Origin of the sequence: Legionella quinlivanii (genome assembly GCF_003265995.1) — a bacterium.
GTDB lineage: Bacteria > Pseudomonadota > Gammaproteobacteria > Legionellales > Legionellaceae > Legionella_C > Legionella_C quinlivanii_A.
In genome coordinates this window covers 395,895-414,909 of the sequence record NZ_MVJN01000001.1, presented here as the reverse complement: position 1 = coordinate 414,909, position 19,015 = coordinate 395,895, and the positions used below count along the sequence as shown (strand labels likewise).

The following is a 19,015-nucleotide window of genomic DNA, read 5'->3' as shown; positions in this document are numbered from 1 at the left end:
GACAAAAACACAGATTTTAAAATAGCTATGGCAAAACAAGAATCCGGGCGGCAAACTGGTGCCCTTAAAAAAAACCTGCCACCATTTATACGAAATCGGATTAGCGAGGGTAGTTTTATTCTCGTATTAACCTGTTCGCTGTTTATCTGGCTCTCACTGGCAACCTATAGTGTGACTGATCCCGGCTGGACGCATGTGCCGCGCAGCCATGTGCCGATTGCCAATGCCGGTGGTACGGTAGGCGCCTATATTGCAGATACTCTTTATCTTCTTTTTGGCTATTTTGCCTACATCCTGCCAGTGTGTATTGCCTACCTGGCCTGGGCCATTATGCAGGATCAGAAAGCGTTTAAAGCGATTAGCCGTTTTAGTCTGATGATTCGAGGCAGCGGTTTGATTTTTCTGATGATTGGCGGGTGCAGCCTGCTAAGTCTGGAACCCGGTATCACTGCTATTGACGGCTCACAAAGCGCAGGGGGCGTGCTTGGAAACTTCATTGCCGATGGATTTAACTATGCCTTGAATTTGCATGGAGCGACATTACTTTTATTAGCGATTTTACTGGTGGGAGTAACATTTCTCACCGGCATTTCCTGGATTCAGACAGTAGAATCACTGGGATATTACACGCTTGAGCTGGGAAGAAAAACAGTGAGAGGGCTTGGTACAAGCAGTCGGGCAATCAGTCGAATGATTGCCGGCCTGAGATCGCTGACAAACTATTTACCCGCTCGCAAGGAAGCCGAAGAATCAGCCGGACAAGCTGTAGTCAGCCGCTCTCTGATTAGAGAAAAGAAAGAAAAAAGAGAGACCAGAGATAAAAATATACCTGTGTTAATGCCGTCATCTGTCTCTGTAGAAGAAAAAAAACCAGTCGAGCCCTCCATTGCTGCTGTAGCGGCATTAAGTTCTGTTCCAGCAACTGCATCAGTTTCTGGTCCTGCACTGGATACATTACCTGTGACTAAAGCAGCCAGAGAGCCCAAGGCCAGTAAACCGCCGGTTACACCTGGATTGCCCTCACTATCTTTACTGGACAAGGGACAGCCAGGCAAAGTAATGGGAGGATTTACCCATCAGGAGCTGGAAGGATTGTCCCGGGAAGTAGAACAGCATTTACTCGATTTTGGCATCCAGGCCGATGTGGTTGCTGTGCACCCGGGACCGGTTATTACCCGTTTCGAATTGCAATTGGCTGCAGGCATTAAAGTGAGCAAGCTGAGTGCCCTGGCCAAGGATTTGGCTCGCTCATTATCAGTGACCAGTGTGCGGGTTGTTGAAGTGATACCGGGCAAAACTGTTGTGGGTCTTGAACTGCCCAATCAGCATCGCGACATGGTCCGTTTATCAGACGTATTAATATCCGACACCTACCAGCAGGCTCATTCGCCTTTGGCTTTAGCTTTGGGCGTGGATATTGCCGGACATCCTATGGTGGTCGATCTGGCAAAAATGCCTCACCTTCTGGTTGCAGGAACCACTGGATCAGGTAAATCAGTGGGAATTAACGCCATGATCTTAAGTCTGCTCTTCAAAGCATCTCCCGATCAGGTGCGTCTCATTATGGTGGATCCCAAAATGCTGGAACTGTCAGTTTATGACGGTATTCCTCATTTATTGACTCCAGTGGTGACCGATATGAAGGAAGCCGCCAGTGCCCTGCGCTGGTGCGTTGCCGAAATGGAGCGCCGTTACCGTTTAATGGCGGCTATGGGCGTTCGCAATCTCGCAGGTTTTAATAACAAGCTTACTGAGGCTGCAGCAGCCGGTGAAGTGCTGACAGATCCTACCTGGAAACCCAGCGATTCAGTGGATGAACAGGCTCCAGCGCTTCAGCATTTGCCCTATATTGTAGTGGTCATTGATGAGCTCGCCGACATGATGATGGTTGTCGGTAAAAAAGTTGAGCAATTAATCGCCCGGATTGCTCAAAAGGCCAGAGCGGCGGGAATTCATCTGATTCTGGCGACTCAAAGGCCTTCTGTCGATGTGTTAACCGGTTTGATTAAATCCAATATCCCGACCAGAATGTCATTTCAGGTGTCTTCAAAAATTGACTCGCGCACTATTCTTGACCAGCAGGGAGCGGAGCAGTTATTGGGACATGGGGATATGTTATATCTCGCGCCTGGAACCGGGGCACCCCTGCGCGTTCATGGAGCATTTGTCGATGATATGGAAGTGCATCGTGTCGCAGATGACTGGCGCTCACGTGGAGAACCAGAATACATCGATGAGATTACTCAAACCTTCGATCCTTCTGAAGGGCCAGGGGAAGAAGGAGGCGGTCAGAATACAGAGGATTCTGATCCGCTCTATGATCAGGCAGTTGAGTTTGTGCTTCAAACCCGTAAAGCCAGCATCTCCTCGGTTCAGCGCCGTTTGAAGATAGGCTACAACCGGGCTGCGAGGCTGGTTGAAGAAATGGAAAGAACAGGCATAGTGGGTCCTCTTGAAGGGGGATTTCGTGATGTCCTGGTATCGTCTGTCAATGAGGAATAAGTATGAAAAAATTAATGAGTATCGCATTATGCTTTTTAATGAACACAGCCTTTAGTCAATCACCCGGTGAGGAACTGCAGGAAAAACTGAATGCTCTAAAAACTATGAGTGCCAGTTTTAATCAGGTAGTAAAAGCAGGTAAGCGAGAAGTTTCACAGACTTCTGGCACAATGGCGTTGTCAAGACCCGGCAAATTTCGTTGGGAGACCAAGGATCCAATGGAGCAATTAGTCATTGCTGACAGTAAAAAAATGTGGGTTTATGATGTCGATCTTGAGCAGGTCACTGTAAAAAAACAACAGAAGGGGCTGGGCGGTACGGCCGGTTTATTTTTAAGCGGTTATGATAATACCGTTACCCGTGATTTTGATGTGAGCGCCGCTGTTGACGGCAGTAAACAGGTTTATAGTCTTAAAGCTAAATCGCCGAAGGAGAATTTTCAACAGCTTAAACTGGTTTTCAAGGGCGATAAATTAACTAATATTGAATTATTTGATCAATTAGGGCAGCACACCAGCGTTCAATTGTCTAATATTAAAAATAATCCCAGTTTGGCAAGCAGTCTGTTCCAATTTAAGCCGCCTAAAGGTGTTGACGTAGTCGAACAATGAACCTATTTGCAGAGCAATCCCATACCCCGCTTGCCGAACGAATGAGGCCTGAAGTTTGGCAAGAAGTTGTTGGCCAAACCCATCTTCTGGGGGAAGGCAAGCCGCTGCGTCTCGCTTTTAGCTCAGGCAAACCGCATTCCATGATTTTCTGGGGACCGCCCGGAGTCGGTAAAACCACCCTTGCGCGCCTCGCAGCGAAGGCCTTTGATTGTGAATGGATAGCCTTATCAGCGGTATTAGCCGGTGTGAAAGATATCAGGGCGGCAGTCGAACAAGCCGAACGAAATCGATATCACCAGCGTCAGACTATTTTATTTATTGACGAGATTCATCGCTTTAATAAATCACAGCAGGATGCCTTGCTACCCTTCACTGAGTCAGGTCTGGTCACTTTTATTGGTGCGACTACTGAAAATCCTTCGTTTGAAGTCAATAATGCCTTGCTTTCCCGAGCACAGGTTTATGTATTGAAATCCTTAAGTGAAGAGGAACTCGGGCTGCTGGTTAAGCGTGCACAGGATAAGGGCTTTATCAAGATTCAATTTGATGCAGAAGCACTGGCGGCTCTCACTTCAATGGCGGATGGCGACGGCAGGCGTTTATATAATTTTCTCGAGCAGATTGATTCCGCTGCCAAACTGGAAGGCCATTCTTTAATCGACCATGAGCAGTTGCTGAGAATGCTCACCCCCGCGGCGCGACGTTTTGATAAAGGTGGTGAGAATTTCTATGATCAGATCTCCGCTTTACATAAATCCGTGCGCGGCTCTCATCCCGATGCGGCCTTGTATTGGCTGTGCCGCATGCTTGATGGAGGGGTGGATCCCTATTATTTATCAAGACGTATTGTTCGCATGGCCTGGGAGGATATTGGTCTTGCCGATCCCAAAGCCATGCAGATTGCCAATGACGCAGCGGCAACTTACGAGCGTCTGGGTTCTCCCGAGGGAGAACTGGCACTGGCGCAAGCCGTGATTTATCTCGCTGTTGCAGCAAAAAGCAATGCAGGGTATATGGCTTATAATCAAGCCAGAGATTTTATTAAAAAAGATAAATCGCGGGAAGTTCCACTGCACATCCGCAATGCGCCCACAGCTCTTATGCAGAAGCTCGGTTATGGTCAGCAATACCGTTACGCGCATGATGAGCCTCATGGGTATGCAGCAGGTGAAAGTTATTTGCCTGAAGGAATGAAAGAACCGCACTGGTATGTTCCGGTTCCGAGAGGCTTAGAAATTAAAATCGCAGAAAAGCTTAAATTTCTCCGCCAGCTGGATGAGGAGTATAGGAAAAAAGGATAATTTCCAAAGCTCTGTTTAGTTTAATTAAGTTTTGATACATTCAATAATTAATTATTAACGCAAACCAGCGCATGTTATCCGAAATCTCAATCAAAGAAATTCTATCCTGTGTGCCTACAGGACTAATTGTTTTGAACAGTCAGGGCCTTATTGCCTGGATGAATCAGGCTGCCATCGATCTTCTTGAAGAAGATATGACCGGGCAAGAGTGGCGAGGTGTTATCGATAAGGTGTTTGCCCCCAAAGAAGATGACGGTCTGGAAGTCTCTCTTGTCAATGGCCGCCGCGTACATCTATCCATTTCATCACTTTCCACCCCGCCAGGGGAGTTAATTATTCTTACCGATTTCACCGCTACCCGTGAATATGAACATGCCAGGGAAAATCAGAATCAGCTTATGACGCTCGGACGTATGACTGCGCAGCTTGCCCATCAGATTAGAACCCCTCTGGCTTCAGCTATGTTATACACCGAACATCTGAGTACTACACAAAAACTTGAGGAGCGCAGCCAGCTGTGGTTATCAAGGCTGCAGGCCTGCCATAGTGCTATTGAGCAGCAAATTGAGGAGTTATTGCTGTTTGCCCGTGGAGAGCGCCTGGAAAAGCAGTCTCTTGATCTTCAGCAATGGGGCAAGGTATTAGAGGAAAGAATATATATCTTGTTAGAAGATAAAACTGTACAATGGAAAATAAATAACCAACTACCTGCACGCCGATGTCTGTTGCACGAAGAAGCCCTGATTGGAGCTGTATTAAATCTGGTAAATAACAGTCTTCAGGCGGAAGCTCGGCATATTAGAGTCGACATGCTGCCGAATGAAGGCAACTCCGGCTTTGTAATCAGAGTAAATGATGATGGTAAGGGGATGTCTGAGGAAGTCAAAGCTCAGGTTTTTTCGCCCTTTTTTACCACGCGTGCTCAGGGTACAGGTCTGGGTTTAGCCATTGTCAAAGCAGCTGCGGCTGCTCATAAGGGGCGGGCAACAATACAGACATCAGAGGGAGAGGGTTCGACGATTGAGTTGGATATCCCATGGTAAATAATGATTACTTTCATTTAGTTATTGAAGCATCTTGTTTTTTATGACATGTTTAGATTCTATGAACAGATATCGTTATCATTTATTGGTAACGATTAATTGAGGAATAGGTATGGGCGATGTGTTAATTGTAGAAGATGACCCAGTGTTGCGGGAAGCACTGGCAGAAACAATGAACCTGGCAGGTCATTCCTATTTGTCTGCCAAAGACGGTAAAGAAGCACTGGCCATGCTGGAAAAACATAGTCCCGCCATTGTACTCAGTGATGTACGAATGGATCGGGTTGACGGACAGCAGCTTCTTGCGGAGATACAAAGGCGCAATCCCGGCGTTCCGGTGATTCTGATGACCGCCTATGCGTCTGTTGAAGACGCGGTCAGTGCTATGCGCAATGGCGCCGTTGATTATCTTCAAAAGCCATTTAGCGCTAATTTACTGGCCGAAAAAATCAATCGCTATATTAAACCAGCCTTTATGCAAGATGATTCCCAGCCCATTGCGATGGATCCTAAGAGCCAGGCATTGCTTTCTATGGCTTTACGCGTGGCGCAGTCGGATGTGGGCGTAATGATTAGTGGAGAAAGTGGAACGGGCAAGGAAGTTCTTGCCCATTTCATCCATGATCATTCACCGCGCGCACAAAAACCGTTTGTGGCGATAAACTGTGCTGCGATTCCCGAGCAAATGCTTGAAGCTACTTTGTTCGGTTATGAAAAAGGGGCGTTTACCGGAGCCTATAAATCAACACCCGGAAAATTTGAACAGGCCCAGGAAGGCACGCTGCTACTCGATGAAGTCAGTGAGATGAGTCTTGCTCTGCAGGCCAAATTGCTGCGGGTTCTGCAGGAAAAAGAGGTGGAGCGCATAGGTTCCAACAAGATGATCAATCTTGATGTGAGAGTACTTGCTACCAGCAATCGTCATTTATTGGAAGAAGTAAAAGCGGGGCGTTTCAGAGAAGACCTTTATTATCGCCTGAATGTGTTTCCCCTCCACTGGCTGCCGCTTCGGGAACGGATTTGCGACATCATTCCGCTTGCAAATTATTTGATTAGACGCCATTGTCAGGATAATTTTCCTGTAATTCCTGTGCTGAGTGAAGAAGCAAGACAGGCCTTATTGCATTATTCCTGGCCAGGAAATGCCAGAGAGCTGGACAACGTGGTGCAAAGAGCGCTTGTCTTGCAAACGCATGGGGTGATTGAAATAGCTCACCTGCAATTACCGGATTTAAACAAGGACAAACCGGTTAAAAAGACAGAGGCAAAAAACCTTCAGAATCACGAATATGATCTTATCGAAAAAACATTGAAAGATTATAATGGTAATCGTCAGCAGGTCGCTGGAGCGCTTGGTGTCAGCGAAAGAACATTAAGGTACAAATTAGCCAAGATGAGAGAAGAAGGATATGAGGTGTAATCTGGCACAAGCCCGGATTGTATCAGTTAAATAAAAACGCAGGTAAAAAGAAATGACTGATGTGAATACGGTTTCACTGTTCAATCAAATGCGAGTCATGGCTGCTGAAGCGCAGGGAAAAGCCCCCGAACTGACTCCTGCTACGACCTCTTTTGGTGACATTTTTCACAATGCGATGGGAGAGGTTAATCAGTTGAGTCAGACGGCTGATCATTTGCGAAACCAGTTTGAGGTGGGCGCTGCCAATGTAAGCCTGGGGGATGTTATGATAGCAGCCCAAAAATCGAATATAGCTTTTGAAGCAACACTTAGAGTCAGAAACAAACTGGTTCAGGCTTATCAGGATATTATGAATATGCCGGTCTAATCCGGGCAATCTATACAGGAAGTAAGTTAATAATGACAGGAGTATGTCATGGCCTTGGCTGATACTGCGGCCAATGCGGCCACAAAGTTTACCCGCTTACCCATTGCCAAACAATTAGGCCTGATGATTGGCCTTGCAGCGAGTGTGGCAATTGGTGTTGCTGTTGTTCTCTGGTCACGCACGCCGAGTTATATGCCGTTGTACAGCCAGTTAAGTCCGCGTGATTCAACCGATGTGATGGATACATTGCAACGTAACGCGATTCCTTTCAAGCTGGATGAAACCTATGGCACCATCATGGTTCCCAGCAGCGATGTGCAGACTGCCCGCTTAAAACTGGCTGCCGAAGGCTTGCCGCGTGGTAATAACCCAATCTCGGAATTATTTGCTAATGGAAATACATTTACCACCAGCCAATTCATGGAAAATGCCCGATACAAACAGGCACTGGAGGCCGAGTTAGCCAGAACCATCAGCCAGTTGCATGATATTAAATCGGCGCGTGTTCACCTGGCCATTCCACGGGAATCGGCTTTCGTACGCGATAGCCGCGAACCCAGCGCTTCAGTATTCATTGATATTTATCCCGGTGTGGAGTTAAAAAAACAGGCGATTGCATCCATTATTAACCTGGTTGCCTCGAGTATTCCCAACTTGTCGGCAAGCAGAGTAACTGTTGTTGATCAAAATGGGCAATTATTAAATGAGGGTGGTGGCGGTTCTGTGTTCAGCAGTTCCGAAAAATATCTTGATTACCGTCAGACTCTGGAGCAGCAATACGCTCAGAAAATACAGGACATTTTAACGCCCTTGCTTGGTTTTGGAAAAGTGAAGGCCAAAGTTTCAGCAGATATCGATTTTACCGATTTCGAGCAGACTCAGGAGCTCTATAATCCTGATGGCGGTGCGGTACGTAGTGAGCAGCTGGTAGAAGAGCAGCGCAAAACAGCCAATGCAGGCGGGGTTGCCGGTTCACTCTCTAACTCTCCTCCAAAGAACGCTAATTTACAGGGCAAAGGGCAAAATAAAAATGCGCCCAACACCCCAACCCCGGCCAGTCAAGAGCAAACCGATTCCAATGATATGCAGAAACAAGTAGTCAAGAATTTTGAGCTGGACAAGACTGTGAGCCACACCAAAAATCAGCCTGGCAGTATTAAACGTTTAACTGTGGCTGTGTTGATTGATAACCGCCCGGTGCTGGATCCGAAAACCAAAAAAATGGTATTAAAGCCCTTAACGGCTAAAGAGCTGGATCAGGTCAAGGCGCTGGTTTCAGACGCAATCGGTCTTAATACCGAAAGAGGCGATAGTCTTAATGTAGTGAATAGTAATTTTGTAAAACCTGATCCTATTGAACCTATCCCTGAACCCCATTTTTGGCAGACCAGCACATTTTGGTCCATTGTAAAGCAGAGTTTAGGGGGCTTATTTGTTCTTGGTCTGGTATTCGGAGTGTTTCGTCCTTTATTCAAAACCCTTGCAAGCAACCGTTCTGAAGAGGTTGAGGAAGAGCAGCAAAGTGAACTGACCTATCAGGGGCAAGGCATGCTGCCTTCAAATGCCAATGACTATGAAACGCAACTGGCTTTATTGCGCCAAGTGGTGGATAAAGAACCAAAGCGGGTTGCGCAGGTGGTCAAGACCTGGGTAGATCGAGGATAATGTTATGGATGGAATAGAAAGAGCGGCCATTTTATTACTCGGCATGGGGGAAAAAAATGCTGCTGAAGTGTTAAAACATCTGGAGCCTCGTCAGGTTCAAAAGGTCGGAATGGCAATCTCGACTTTGAGCAGTGTCAGTAAGGCAAAAATGCAAAATGTGCTGGGAGAATTTTTAAACGCTATAGAAGAACAAACCAGCCTCACCGTCGATGCGGAAAACTATCTTCGTACGGTATTAATCAATGCACTGGGTGAGGAGAGAGCCACGCCCTTTATCGACCGGATTTTAGTTTCTGATAAAGACAGCGGTCTGAACCGATTAAAATGGCTTGATGGACGCTCTATAGCAGATGTAATCCGCAACGAACATCCACAAATTATCGCTACCATTTTAATTCACCTGGATAGCGAGCAGGCTGCCGAAGTGGTCAGCTATTTCACGGGCGAGAAACGCGCAGAGGTGCTTTTGCGCATGTGCACGATTGATACCGTCAAGCCAGAGGCAATTTCTGAGCTTGGTAAAGTGATTGAAAAGCAATTAAGCGGACAAAAAATTAGTAAAACAGCTTCAGTAGGAGGCATTAAAACAGTAGCTGATGTTATCAATTTTCTGGAAGGCTCCGTAGAAGAAGAAGTGCTTGAAAAAATAAACGCCTGGGATCAGGAAATCTGTGAGAAGATAAAAGACAAAATGTTTGTCTTTGAAAACCTTGTAGATATGGATAATCGCAGCGTGCAAACCCTTCTTCGTGATATACCCTCCGAGCAACTTTTATTGGCATTGAAAGGCACTACGGAACCGGTGAAAGACAAGATATTTGGTAATATGTCAAAGCGGGCTGCTGATTTATTACGAGATGATTTGGAAATGCAAGGTCCTGTTAAGGTTAGTGAGGTTGAGAAAGCGCAGCGCGATATTCTTGCATTGGCACGAAGTCTTGCCGAAGAAGGGAAGATTGCACTGGGAACGAAAGGAGGGGATGAGATGATTTAGAGCTATTTGGTGAAGAGAATAACTTATTTTGCTTTAAACTCCACCAGTACGGGCTCTTCTGCTGAAAACTCTTCCAGGGCTGCTTTTTCATTCTTCACTGTTTCAGCAAGTTTTTCCACATACTGGAGTCTTCCTTTCTTTGGATTAGCTTTATTGAGGTCGATATAATTTTTGCATTGCTCAGCAATAGCATTTAATGCAGATAACCGCAGAGTTCTGGACACATCAGGATCTAACTCTTTATAAGCTTTTACTGCCTTTAAAACAGCCTCAGCCTCCCTGGATATTCTGGTGCCCATGAATCCCTTATCCCAAAGAAGAATCCCCGCCTGATGACTTTTCGTAAATTGCAGACTTTCTGCAGGACTGGATAATCTGACGAAAGCAAAGTCTCTGCTGTGAGCTGCGGTTTCGCCAGCGGGTCGGGAGCTCAGTAATTTCTGATAAGTATTATTCAAATGCTGTTCAATCACTCTGGCATTCTGAGCAATTTGATTGATAAGCCCCTGGGGTTCAGCCAGTTCCTGATTACCGCTGGTCAGTTGATTACAGGCTTCAAGAAGATTAACCAGAGCACAGGATTTGCGATAAATTTCTTCCCGATACTCTTTAGTATTAACATACTGATGTGATTTGGGTAGTTTGCTTTCCAGTCCGAAATAATCGTCCAGGGCCTGATGAATATTCTTAAAATCAGGAGAATCATCAAGCTGCTCTTTGAGATTTTTTAACAAGGATTCCTTGTCCTGAACCACTTCTGATGTTACAGGTCTGAGTTTGCTGTCTGCTTTTACCAGAGCAATTTCTTCTTTAGTATTTCGGATTTTTGACGCTGCGTCACTTTCCATTTGCGAAAGAGCGCTTGCCATTTGCTTCCAGGAACTGGCCGTGGGCGAATTTCGTAACTGGCCGCGAGCAGTATAGGTGGCCCCAATCTTTTTGCTATCTTCATAGGAGTCTTTAACAAAAAATACATCAGGCAGAATATTCGAAAATACATTATTCCACCAGTCGCCAACTACATTGATCACATTCGGTAGATGCTTAATTGGTTTTGCCAAATTGGCGAATGAGGAAAAGATAGCACCACCGGCCAGGTTTACCGGTGCCAGAACCACATCCATGACCATCCACCAAAAGTCTCTGGGGTGGGGAGAGCGGCCATAGGCAAAGGCCTGATGCGCCATATTGGCAACTGAAATAATAGAGGCTGCGTAGGATATGAAGCTTATAGTACCGATGATCCCGGCAGGTACAAGCAAGGGTGGAAAAAAGATTCCTGCCAAACCGAGAATGGCTGCTGGAAAGCCAGTGACCCATCCGATTAAAGAGGTTGCTGTAGCCACATCGTAGCCAATAGCCTCCGTCAGGGTCATTTTTTTGGCATGTTCATATTGTCCATCGATGACTCGTTTTCCCAAGACTTCCAGCTGAATAATCGTTTCGAGGGCGTCTTTATTTTTTGCATCCGCAAAAGTGCGCAATTCCTGACAAAGTAAACTGATTTGTCGATGAGTTTGCAGGCAATCATATCGCCTTTGTAATTTCAGTAAGGCATTGGCTGAAAAAAGATTTCGTATTTTATCTTTAATCTGATTAATTGATTTGGCTGCATCGTCATTGGCGATGGATAGATCATCGATGGTTTTGTTAACAAATTGAATCAGTGCTTTTTCTTTAAAATATTCAGATTGCTTTTTGAATAATTTTTCAAAAGCAAGGATCTCTTTTAAAGCCTTCTCGTCTTTCTTGTTTGCTTTTTTAGATTTTTCAATGAGTTCTTCAATTGACTCAGAAGCAGGTTTTTCCTTGCTTTTAGCTGCGTTGATTCGTGTTTCAAACAACCGTGCGCCGGACCATAACGCAGGGTAGTTCAAGATGCTATACTGGGATGTTTTTATCTGGTCGGTATCTTTGACAGTTTCAGGCACATGGCTTTTAATCCATTGTTCAAATTCTTTTTGAATGGATTGGTCAATGGACTCAAGATTTTTGAGCGTAATAGCCATTGTCCCCTCAGTGCTTATAAACCGCTTCTAATTATTATAAGCTTTCAATGCTTAATATTTGCTTAAGTGATTCGATAAAGATCAGAAATGATTCAACTACATGCAATTGCATTCACTAAAATTAATTTGTTTTCAAAGTTTTTTTTTGTGATACTAGCCCGCATGTCTGTTGGAGTTAGGGATGACAGCGAATGGAAAAAGAGTTTGAACCCTTCCATGAAAACGCCAGTCAAAATGAATTTTGCCCCTGGGATTTAAAAGCACCTGTATCCGAATCGCCGCCCTCACCGGTTGATACACAGGCAATTTTTGAGGCGGAGTGCCAGCGTTTACGGGAAGAGGCTCGCTTGGCGGGATATAAGGAAGGCATGGCAAATGCTGTTTCTGAAATAGAGTCGCTCAAATCCAGATTACTGGAATGGATTGATTTTTTTCAAAACCCCATCCGTTTGCTGGATAAGGAAGTCTGTGACGAAATTGTGCAAACCATTTTCTGGATTTGTGAATCCTGCATCGGGCTTGAGTTGAGTTGTAATCCTGAGAAGGTTTTGTGTCTGGTTGAAGAGATTAAGAAGGAATTGCCGTCCGTTAAAGGAAATAAGCAGCTGACCATGCATCCTTTGGACGTCGAATGGTTAAAAAATCATTTGGATAAGCAAAAAGTAGCAGTAATCACCGATATTTTACAAGAAGATGCTAATCTGATGCGCGGGGATTTCTATTTAAAGGGTGCCTACACTGAGCTTGATGGGCGGCTTAAAGCGCGATTTGCACAATTATTTTCTGAGCAGTTCAGTCTGGAAATGAGCATCCCTTCAAGTGATGATAATTCCCTGGATGATTTCTATGATTCATTATGAATCCCGCCTGGTTCCACTTTTAAAACGATTAAGAAAACGCTCTGCAAGCGGTTTGCTTCGACGCGGCAGAATAAGCCGCGCGGTAGGCTTAACTCTTGAAGCCCGCGGATTTCAACAACCTGTAGGAGCATTATGCTGGGTCAAATTGTCTGCTTCAGAGCGTGTTGAGGCAGAAATTGTCGGTTTTGATGATGATGCCTCCTATCTGATGTCGATTAGTCATACTCAGGGAATTGCTCCTGGCATGCTCATAACGCCCACCGGGCGGATTGCTGAGGTAAGAGTAGGAGCCCAGCTGTTGGGCCGAGTTCTGAATGGGGCGGGAGAAGCGATTGATGGCGGGGAAAAGCTTGAAATTATTGAGAATTATCCTCTCATTAGTGCCCCCGTCAATCCTTTAAAAAGAGCTAACATTGATACAGTACTTGATGTCGGGATTCGAGCAATTAACGGCTTGCTAACCATTGGGCGAGGTCAGCGAATTGGCCTGTTTGCCGGCAGCGGCGTCGGTAAATCAGTATTGCTGGGCATGATGAGCCGATTCACTGCTGCTGACCTGGTGGTGGTCGGTTTAATTGGAGAGCGCGGGCGCGAGGTAAAAGAATTCATTGAAACTAATCTTGGCGAAATGGGTTTAAAACGGGCAGTTGTGATCGCTGCACCGGCTGATGAAAGTCCCTTGATGCGTCTGCATGGCGCAATGGTTGCTACCAGTATCGCGGAATATTATCGGGATCAGGGCAAGCATGTATTGTTGCTGATGGATTCTCTGACTCGTTTTGCACAGGCACAAAGGGAAATTGCATTGTCTATAGGCGAACCCCCGGCAACCAAAGGCTATCCACCTTCGGTATTTGCCAAACTCCCTCAATTGATCGAACGAGCAGGAAATGCCATGCCAGGGAGAGGTTCAATCACTGCATTCTATACTGTTCTTACAGAAGGGGACGATCAGCAGGATCCCATTGCAGATGCCGCCCGTGCGATTCTGGATGGACATATTGTATTAAACAGAAGCCTCGCGGAAGCAGGGCAATATCCCGCAATTGATCTTGAGGCATCCATCAGCCGGGTTATGCCAAACATTGTGCCGCAAAGCCAGATAAAGGCTATGCTTGTTTTAAAAAAATATCTGTCTATTTATGAAAAAAATAAGGATATGATCCTGCTGGGGGCTTATACAAAGGGAACAGACAAGCAATTGGATAAGGCGATACTTTGCCGCGATCAGATAAGAGACTATATTTCTCAGGATATGAATCAGTGCGTTAATCAAGAGGAAAGTTTGTCAAAGCTAAGGGAGTTGGCAGCAATTTTGGAAAAATAAACTATGAGTCAGGCACCTATTAATCAGCTGCTGCAAATTCTTAAAATCAGAGAGCAGGCAGTTTTGGAAGCTGCAAAAAACTGGCAGCTGGCTCGGGATCAGTTTCATGCCGGCAAAACCAAACATGAGCAATTACTGGTCTATCGTCAGGATTATGTGGAGCAGTTGCATCAGTTGGGCAATGCTGGTTGCGAAATCGGGCGTATGCGAAACCGTATCGAATTTATCACGCAACTGGATCAGGCCTTAGGCCAAATGAATCAGCATCTGGCTTCTCTTGCGAAACAGCGATCGCAACTTGAAAAAACCTATTTTCAGGCTAAAGCAGAACAGGATGTAGTGCTTGAGCTGCTGAAAAAGCTGTATGACGAGAAAAAAAGCGAGCAAGAACGTCTGGATCAGAAAGAAAGTGATGAGTACGCGCTCAAGCAATGGTATAGTAAGGGTTCAATAACCCATTCAAAAAAAACTGGTGACTAAACTTTTAAAACGCTGCCGTTTACCCTTGGCGATATTGATTATTGCTGCGGCAGTGATATCCAGCCTGTTTCGCGCTCTGACTCCCTGGGCCTCGCAGTATAAAACAGAAGTCGAGAAGCATTTGTCTGCCCTGGTAGGAGAGCCTGTTCATATCCAGACCATGGAAACGGGATGGTACTGGTTCGAGCCGGTTATTAAATTGAAGCAGGTCAGCGTTTCCGATGGCAAAGAGGGTGCTATTCATTTAAAAAATCTGCTGGTAGGTATTAATCTTTTGGGCTCGTTGTGGCATTGGCAGATACAGCCCGGTGTTCTCTATGTCGATGATCTGAATCTGGATATCCGTCAAAACAATAATCAATGGTCAATAGAAGGCTTAAACCTGGGTAATGGAGAGTTCAAACTGGATCCTGCTGTCTATACACCAGTTCTGGCCTGGATACTTAATCAGCAAAAAATTATTATCAAGCATTTCTCCACCCAGATTCATCTGCAAAATGGCAGCGTCATTCCAGTGAAACGCTTTAATTTGGTAGTTTCCAGAAAAGCGGATCGCTACCGCATCCGCGGTGAGGCGGCACTTGAACAGAATATGCCGACCAGTTTCCGGTTGATCGCTGATTTATCCATTGATCCCTATCATCTTGCGCAGACCGAGGGCCAGATTTATTTTGCATCAGAGGATTGGAAATTTGAACAGTGGACCAGTTTGCTGCCGCAAAATCTGCAGCAAGACCTTAAAGGATCCGGGGATTTAAAATCCTGGATTGATATCAAAAAAGGACAGGTGCAAACCGTTCAGGCCAAACTGAATTTAGAGCAGATTCAATGGCGAGAACTGCTGAATGACAAAACAAATACAATTCAGAAATTTAAAGCCAGCCTCGCCTGGACATTAACCCAGTCCGGCTGGAAGCTAACAGGCGATGAGGTGGTTTTACGTTTAAATGGCACTAAGTGGCCAAAAAACTCCTTTGAAATCAGCTATGATACGCAGAGTAACGCCTATAAGACCTATATTAAACAGCTCAATATTGCCTCTGCTTTGGAAAGCTTGCCAAATCAGCTGACTGAAAAGTTTTCCAGTATCCGCTCCTATAATCCGATTGGTTTTATGAGCGATACACAGCTGGTGATAAAGCAGGGCCAACCGGATTGGTTTCTTTCTCGTTTTAGTAAGCTGGGCTGGCAAAATTCGGCAACAGTGCCCGGTATTGATAATTTTTCTGGTGTCCTTCAATGGCAACCAGGACAAGGTCGTCTTGAACTGGATAGTGAAGATGCGGTGATACGCGTTGAAGATAAGCCTCCGGTCAAATTATTGCTGGCCAATGCGGCGCTTGACTGGAAAACAGAGGATCAGGAAACAACGATTGATATTGAACGAATGGTACTGCAGCATCCCGATCTGTTGCTTAAACTCGAAGGCAAATGGTCTGGCATAAGTAATCAATCCAGGGGAAATCTGGACTTGACTGCAGAGCTGGAGGGCAATAAGGGTGAGCAATGGTTGAAATACATCCCCTCAGGCAAGCTAAAGCCGAAGCTGGATTTATGGCTGAAGCAGGGAATTAAGCAAATTGATCATATGGTGGCTGAAGTTCATCTTCATGGCCCTGTCGCAGAGTTTCCATTTGATCAGAATAATGGCGAATTTCTGGTTAAAGGTCATCTGCGAGGAGTCGACCTGTATTATGCCAGGAATTGGCCTATAACCCGCAATATCGAGGCCTATCTTACTATTGACAGACGCTCGCTTAATGTCGATGTGGTGCATGCCAATTTACGCGGTATCATGGTGGATAAGGCCAATCTTCGTGTCAATGACATTGGCCACGATCGGGAAACCCTGCTCTTGCATGCCAAAGTCAATTCAGATTCCAGAAAAGGATTGGCCTATGTTTTGGCTTCTCCGCTTAAAAAGAAACTCGCCACATTAAAAATGCTGCAGATGAGCGGTGATCTCAGCCTCGATTTTCGATTGGAAGCGCCACTATATCCGGAAAATGACGAGATCCTGGTGTTGGGCGATGTGGACTTTGATAATAATGAGGTAACAGTTCATCACAGTCTGGAGGATTTGCAGTTAAGCGGCGTCAGCGGGAATTTGCAGTTTGATCAGGAAGGCATTCTGGATAGTAACTTGAAAGCCTCGCTTTTACAAAATCCGGTCAGTATTTTAATTAAATCCGTGCGCAAGGGTAAACCTTATACCGAAGTCAGACTGAAAGGGAAGACGAGCATTGAATTGCTTAAAAATAAATTGAATCTGGCCTTATTTTCATTGATGCAGGGTGATCTTTGGCTGGAAAGTACACTGACTCTTACTGACGATCCAAGTGATTTGGATCATTTGCTAATCAAGACAAATCTTCAGGGTGTTGGTATTAATCTTCCTGCGCCATTCGGCAAAACCTCGATGAGTAAAGCACCGCTTACACTGGATATTCAGTTCAATCCTGAGAAAGCCGTTAAACTGAATATGGATTATGACAAACGCCTGTCGGCGAGTTTGAATTTTGCCGGAAAGAAAAAAGAGTTTCATCTGGATAAGGGTAGTATTCTCTTTGGCAACGGCCGTGCTGACCAGAAGATCAAGGGCCTGCAAATTGCGGGCACTTTGCCCGTGTTTAATTTGCAGCAGTGGCAGAACCTGTTGGCCAAAACCAAAGCGGATAATCAAAAGGGAATAGCCGGACTAGTGACTTTTATTAATGTTCACCTGAAAAAAGCAATTGTGGGTAGTTATGAATATAATGATCTTGGCATCAAGGCAAGCAAAACGCCAGAGGATAGCTGGGCTATCCGAATTAATCAGAAAGAGATGGATGCCAGCCTGAACTATGATCCCAAATTCAATTTAATTAAAGGCAGTTTCAACCGATTGATTCTGGGTCAAAATAAAAAAGTTGAAGGAGCTTCCTGTAATCCGGATATCAGTGATATGCCCAATATGGAATTGAACATTAACGATTTGCGATTTGCCGACTGGCGTTTGGGTAAAATGACTTTGAAGGCGATTTCTACCCGTTCCGGTTGGAAAATCGATTCTTGTACTTTGAAGTCACCTGCTTATCAAATGACGGCAAAGGGATTATGGTCCCCTCAGCAAAATGGCAGTAAAACCGAAATTCAAAGCAATGTGGAACTTACCGACCTGGCCAAAGGACTGGAACAGTTTAATATTAGTCCGGTGGTTGAGGGACAGGAGGGAGCTATCCGCTTTTCAGGAAACTGGACGGGAGGTTTTCAGGATTTTTCCATTGATAATCTCAAAGGTAATATGTCGATTATTCTCAAAAACGGACGTATAACTCATCTGAGTTCGGATACAGAAGAAAAACTGGGACTGGGTAAACTATTAAGCATTCTCAGTTTGCAAACCATACCAAGAAGATTAAAACTGGATTTTAGTGATTTGTCGAATGATGGATATAGTTTTGATATATTTGAAGGCAATTTCAACATTGCCCAGGGGATGATGACGACTCAGGACAGTTATATCGATGGTCCAATAGCTTATGCGAGCATGAAAGGAAATCTCGATATTTCCCGTCAGCTTTATAATCTCGATTTGCGGGTGACTCCGCATATCACTGCAAGCCTGCCAATTGTCGCTACCATTGCCGGAGGGCCGGTTGTTGGTTTAGCGACCTGGGTGGCCAGTAAAATTATTAATCAGGGAATGCAGAAAATCAGCGGCTATACCTACAAGATTTCAGGTCCCTGGAAGCAGCCGGTGGTCGCTCAGGACAAAATTTTCAGAAAAAAGAAACAACAGGCCTAGTCGGATTTGTTCACCCAATAGTCTAATCAGAGCTTATAATTTAAGTATCTGCTCAGCTGTTAAACTTTTCGAGATCAGGACTTTGGCGCAGAATTAATGGATGATCATGTGGAAACATATTTTGCAGCGATATTGGAAAGTAACTACTTTAAAAGAATCACCGGCCCAAACGCCGTATTCATTGTATTTACTAGTGATTTTGACGCTTCTTTTTTTTATTGTCGTTAGTGTCCAGTGGTCTTTAGTGGCCCCAAAAAAGCAGGCCTTTCAGGTACCCTTTCTGGCGGCAGCCATCCTTCTTGGGACCTATTTTATCTATACTTTATTTCTTTTATATCTGGCTGGAAAATCAGAACGACTTGTCCAAACGGTCAGCTCACTCTATGTGACCTATCTAATCATCCATTTACTTGCCTTTCCCTTGATTTTTTTCTCGCAAATTATGCTTGGCGAGCAAATTAACAATCTTCTTATGCTGCTTCTGCTGTTAATTTACTTAGTGGCGGCACTTTTCCTAACCGGTTGGCAATTTTTAGTGACTGCCAATATCTATCGGCATGCTTTGGATTTAAGCTTTGTTAATGGTATTCTAGCTTGCCTTGGATTAATGGCATTCAGCCTTCTAACTCTTTCTTTTATCCGGTGAAAA

General features: G+C 45.0%; 14 protein-coding genes. 13 read left to right on the top strand and 1 reads right to left on the bottom strand.

Annotation, left to right across the window (positions count from 1 at the left end):
• The first annotated feature begins 27 nt into the window (after positions 1-27).
• From B1207_RS01710 to fliG, 8 genes are all read left to right on the top strand, one after another.
• Positions 28-2,502, top strand: coding sequence for a DNA translocase FtsK (locus B1207_RS01710; protein ID WP_112218258.1), 2,475 nt, complete (start codon positions 28-30; stop codon positions 2,500-2,502).
• 2 nt (positions 2,503-2,504) lie between these two features.
• Positions 2,505-3,113, top strand: a complete 609-nt coding sequence (gene lolA, locus B1207_RS01705; RefSeq protein WP_112218257.1) for an outer membrane lipoprotein chaperone LolA — start codon at positions 2,505-2,507, stop codon at positions 3,111-3,113.
• Entirely contained in the window at positions 3,110-4,414 is a 1,305-nt protein-coding gene (locus tag B1207_RS01700) for a replication-associated recombination protein A (protein WP_112218256.1), read from the top strand. The genes lolA and B1207_RS01700 overlap by 4 nt, the downstream gene beginning before the upstream one ends.
• A gap of 71 nt (positions 4,415-4,485) precedes the next feature.
• Entirely contained in the window at positions 4,486-5,457 is a 972-nt protein-coding gene (locus B1207_RS01695; protein ID WP_112218255.1) for a sensor histidine kinase, read from the top strand.
• Positions 5,458-5,569: 112 nt separating this feature from the next.
• The gene (locus B1207_RS01690; RefSeq protein WP_112218254.1) at positions 5,570-6,877 is read left to right on the top strand and encodes a sigma-54-dependent transcriptional regulator; all 1,308 of its coding nucleotides are present in this window, start codon (positions 5,570-5,572) and stop codon (positions 6,875-6,877) included.
• Between the two features lie 52 nt (positions 6,878-6,929).
• Positions 6,930-7,244: a flagellar hook-basal body complex protein FliE gene (gene fliE, locus B1207_RS01685; protein WP_058507511.1), complete on the top strand. Its 315-nt coding sequence runs from the start codon at positions 6,930-6,932 to the stop codon at positions 7,242-7,244.
• 48 nt (positions 7,245-7,292) lie between these two features.
• The gene (gene fliF, locus B1207_RS01680; RefSeq protein WP_112218253.1) at positions 7,293-8,909 is read left to right on the top strand and encodes a flagellar basal-body MS-ring/collar protein FliF; all 1,617 of its coding nucleotides are present in this window, start codon (positions 7,293-7,295) and stop codon (positions 8,907-8,909) included.
• Between the two features lie 4 nt (positions 8,910-8,913).
• Positions 8,914-9,903, top strand: coding sequence for a flagellar motor switch protein FliG (gene fliG, locus B1207_RS01675; RefSeq protein WP_058507509.1), 990 nt, complete (start codon positions 8,914-8,916; stop codon positions 9,901-9,903).
• A 23-nt stretch (positions 9,904-9,926) separates the two neighbouring features.
• Here fliG and B1207_RS01670 read toward each other — a convergent pair whose 3' ends face one another.
• Positions 9,927-11,912, bottom strand: coding sequence for a hypothetical protein (locus B1207_RS01670; RefSeq protein WP_112218252.1), 1,986 nt, complete (start codon positions 11,910-11,912; stop codon positions 9,927-9,929).
• Between the two features lie 191 nt (positions 11,913-12,103).
• Between B1207_RS01670 and B1207_RS01665 the strand changes: the two genes are divergently transcribed.
• The 5 genes from B1207_RS01665 to B1207_RS01645 all read left to right on the top strand — a co-directional run bounded on the left by B1207_RS01665 (position 12,104) and on the right by B1207_RS01645 (position 19,012).
• Entirely contained in the window at positions 12,104-12,772 is a 669-nt protein-coding gene (locus tag B1207_RS01665; RefSeq protein ID WP_112218251.1) for a flagellar assembly protein FliH, read from the top strand.
• Entirely contained in the window at positions 12,759-14,099 is a 1,341-nt protein-coding gene (fliI, locus tag B1207_RS01660; RefSeq protein WP_112218250.1) for a flagellar protein export ATPase FliI, read from the top strand. The genes B1207_RS01665 and fliI overlap by 14 nt, the downstream gene beginning before the upstream one ends.
• 3 nt (positions 14,100-14,102) lie before the next feature.
• A complete protein-coding gene (locus B1207_RS01655; protein WP_112218249.1) occupies positions 14,103-14,579 on the top strand; it encodes a flagellar export protein FliJ in 477 nt (158 codons plus the stop codon).
• Entirely contained in the window at positions 14,572-18,366 is a 3,795-nt protein-coding gene (locus B1207_RS01650; RefSeq protein WP_172458060.1) for a YhdP family protein, read from the top strand. The genes B1207_RS01655 and B1207_RS01650 overlap by 8 nt, the downstream gene beginning before the upstream one ends.
• Before the next feature lie 106 nt (positions 18,367-18,472).
• Positions 18,473-19,012 (top strand): hypothetical protein, encoded by a 540-nt coding sequence (locus B1207_RS01645; protein WP_112218247.1) that lies wholly within the window; start codon positions 18,473-18,475, stop codon positions 19,010-19,012.
• Positions 19,013-19,015 lie beyond the last annotated feature (3 nt).

What these genes read in the sequence shown, in the direction of transcription:
- fliF (WP_112218253.1), top strand. Translation starts at nt 7,293, where the DNA reads ATGGCCTTGGCTGATACTGCGGCCAATGCGGCCACAAAGTTTACCCGC.
- B1207_RS01695 (WP_112218255.1), top strand. Translation starts at nt 4,486, where the DNA reads ATGTTATCCGAAATCTCAATCAAAGAAATTCTATCCTGTGTGCCTACA.
- lolA (WP_112218257.1), top strand. Translation starts at nt 2,505, where the DNA reads ATGAAAAAATTAATGAGTATCGCATTATGCTTTTTAATGAACACAGCC.
- fliE (WP_058507511.1), top strand. Translation starts at nt 6,930, where the DNA reads ATGACTGATGTGAATACGGTTTCACTGTTCAATCAAATGCGAGTCATG.
- B1207_RS01710 (WP_112218258.1), top strand. Translation starts at nt 28, where the DNA reads ATGGCAAAACAAGAATCCGGGCGGCAAACTGGTGCCCTTAAAAAAAAC.
- fliI (WP_112218250.1), top strand. Translation starts at nt 12,759, where the DNA reads ATGATTCATTATGAATCCCGCCTGGTTCCACTTTTAAAACGATTAAGA.
- B1207_RS01670 (WP_112218252.1), bottom strand. Translation starts at nt 11,912, where the DNA reads ATGGCTATTACGCTCAAAAATCTTGAGTCCATTGACCAATCCATTCAA.
- B1207_RS01690 (WP_112218254.1), top strand. Translation starts at nt 5,570, where the DNA reads ATGGGCGATGTGTTAATTGTAGAAGATGACCCAGTGTTGCGGGAAGCA.
- B1207_RS01655 (WP_112218249.1), top strand. Translation starts at nt 14,103, where the DNA reads ATGAGTCAGGCACCTATTAATCAGCTGCTGCAAATTCTTAAAATCAGA.
- B1207_RS01645 (WP_112218247.1), top strand. Translation starts at nt 18,473, where the DNA reads ATGTGGAAACATATTTTGCAGCGATATTGGAAAGTAACTACTTTAAAA.
- B1207_RS01665 (WP_112218251.1), top strand. Translation starts at nt 12,104, where the DNA reads ATGGAAAAAGAGTTTGAACCCTTCCATGAAAACGCCAGTCAAAATGAA.
- B1207_RS01700 (WP_112218256.1), top strand. Translation starts at nt 3,110, where the DNA reads ATGAACCTATTTGCAGAGCAATCCCATACCCCGCTTGCCGAACGAATG.
- fliG (WP_058507509.1), top strand. Translation starts at nt 8,914, where the DNA reads ATGGATGGAATAGAAAGAGCGGCCATTTTATTACTCGGCATGGGGGAA.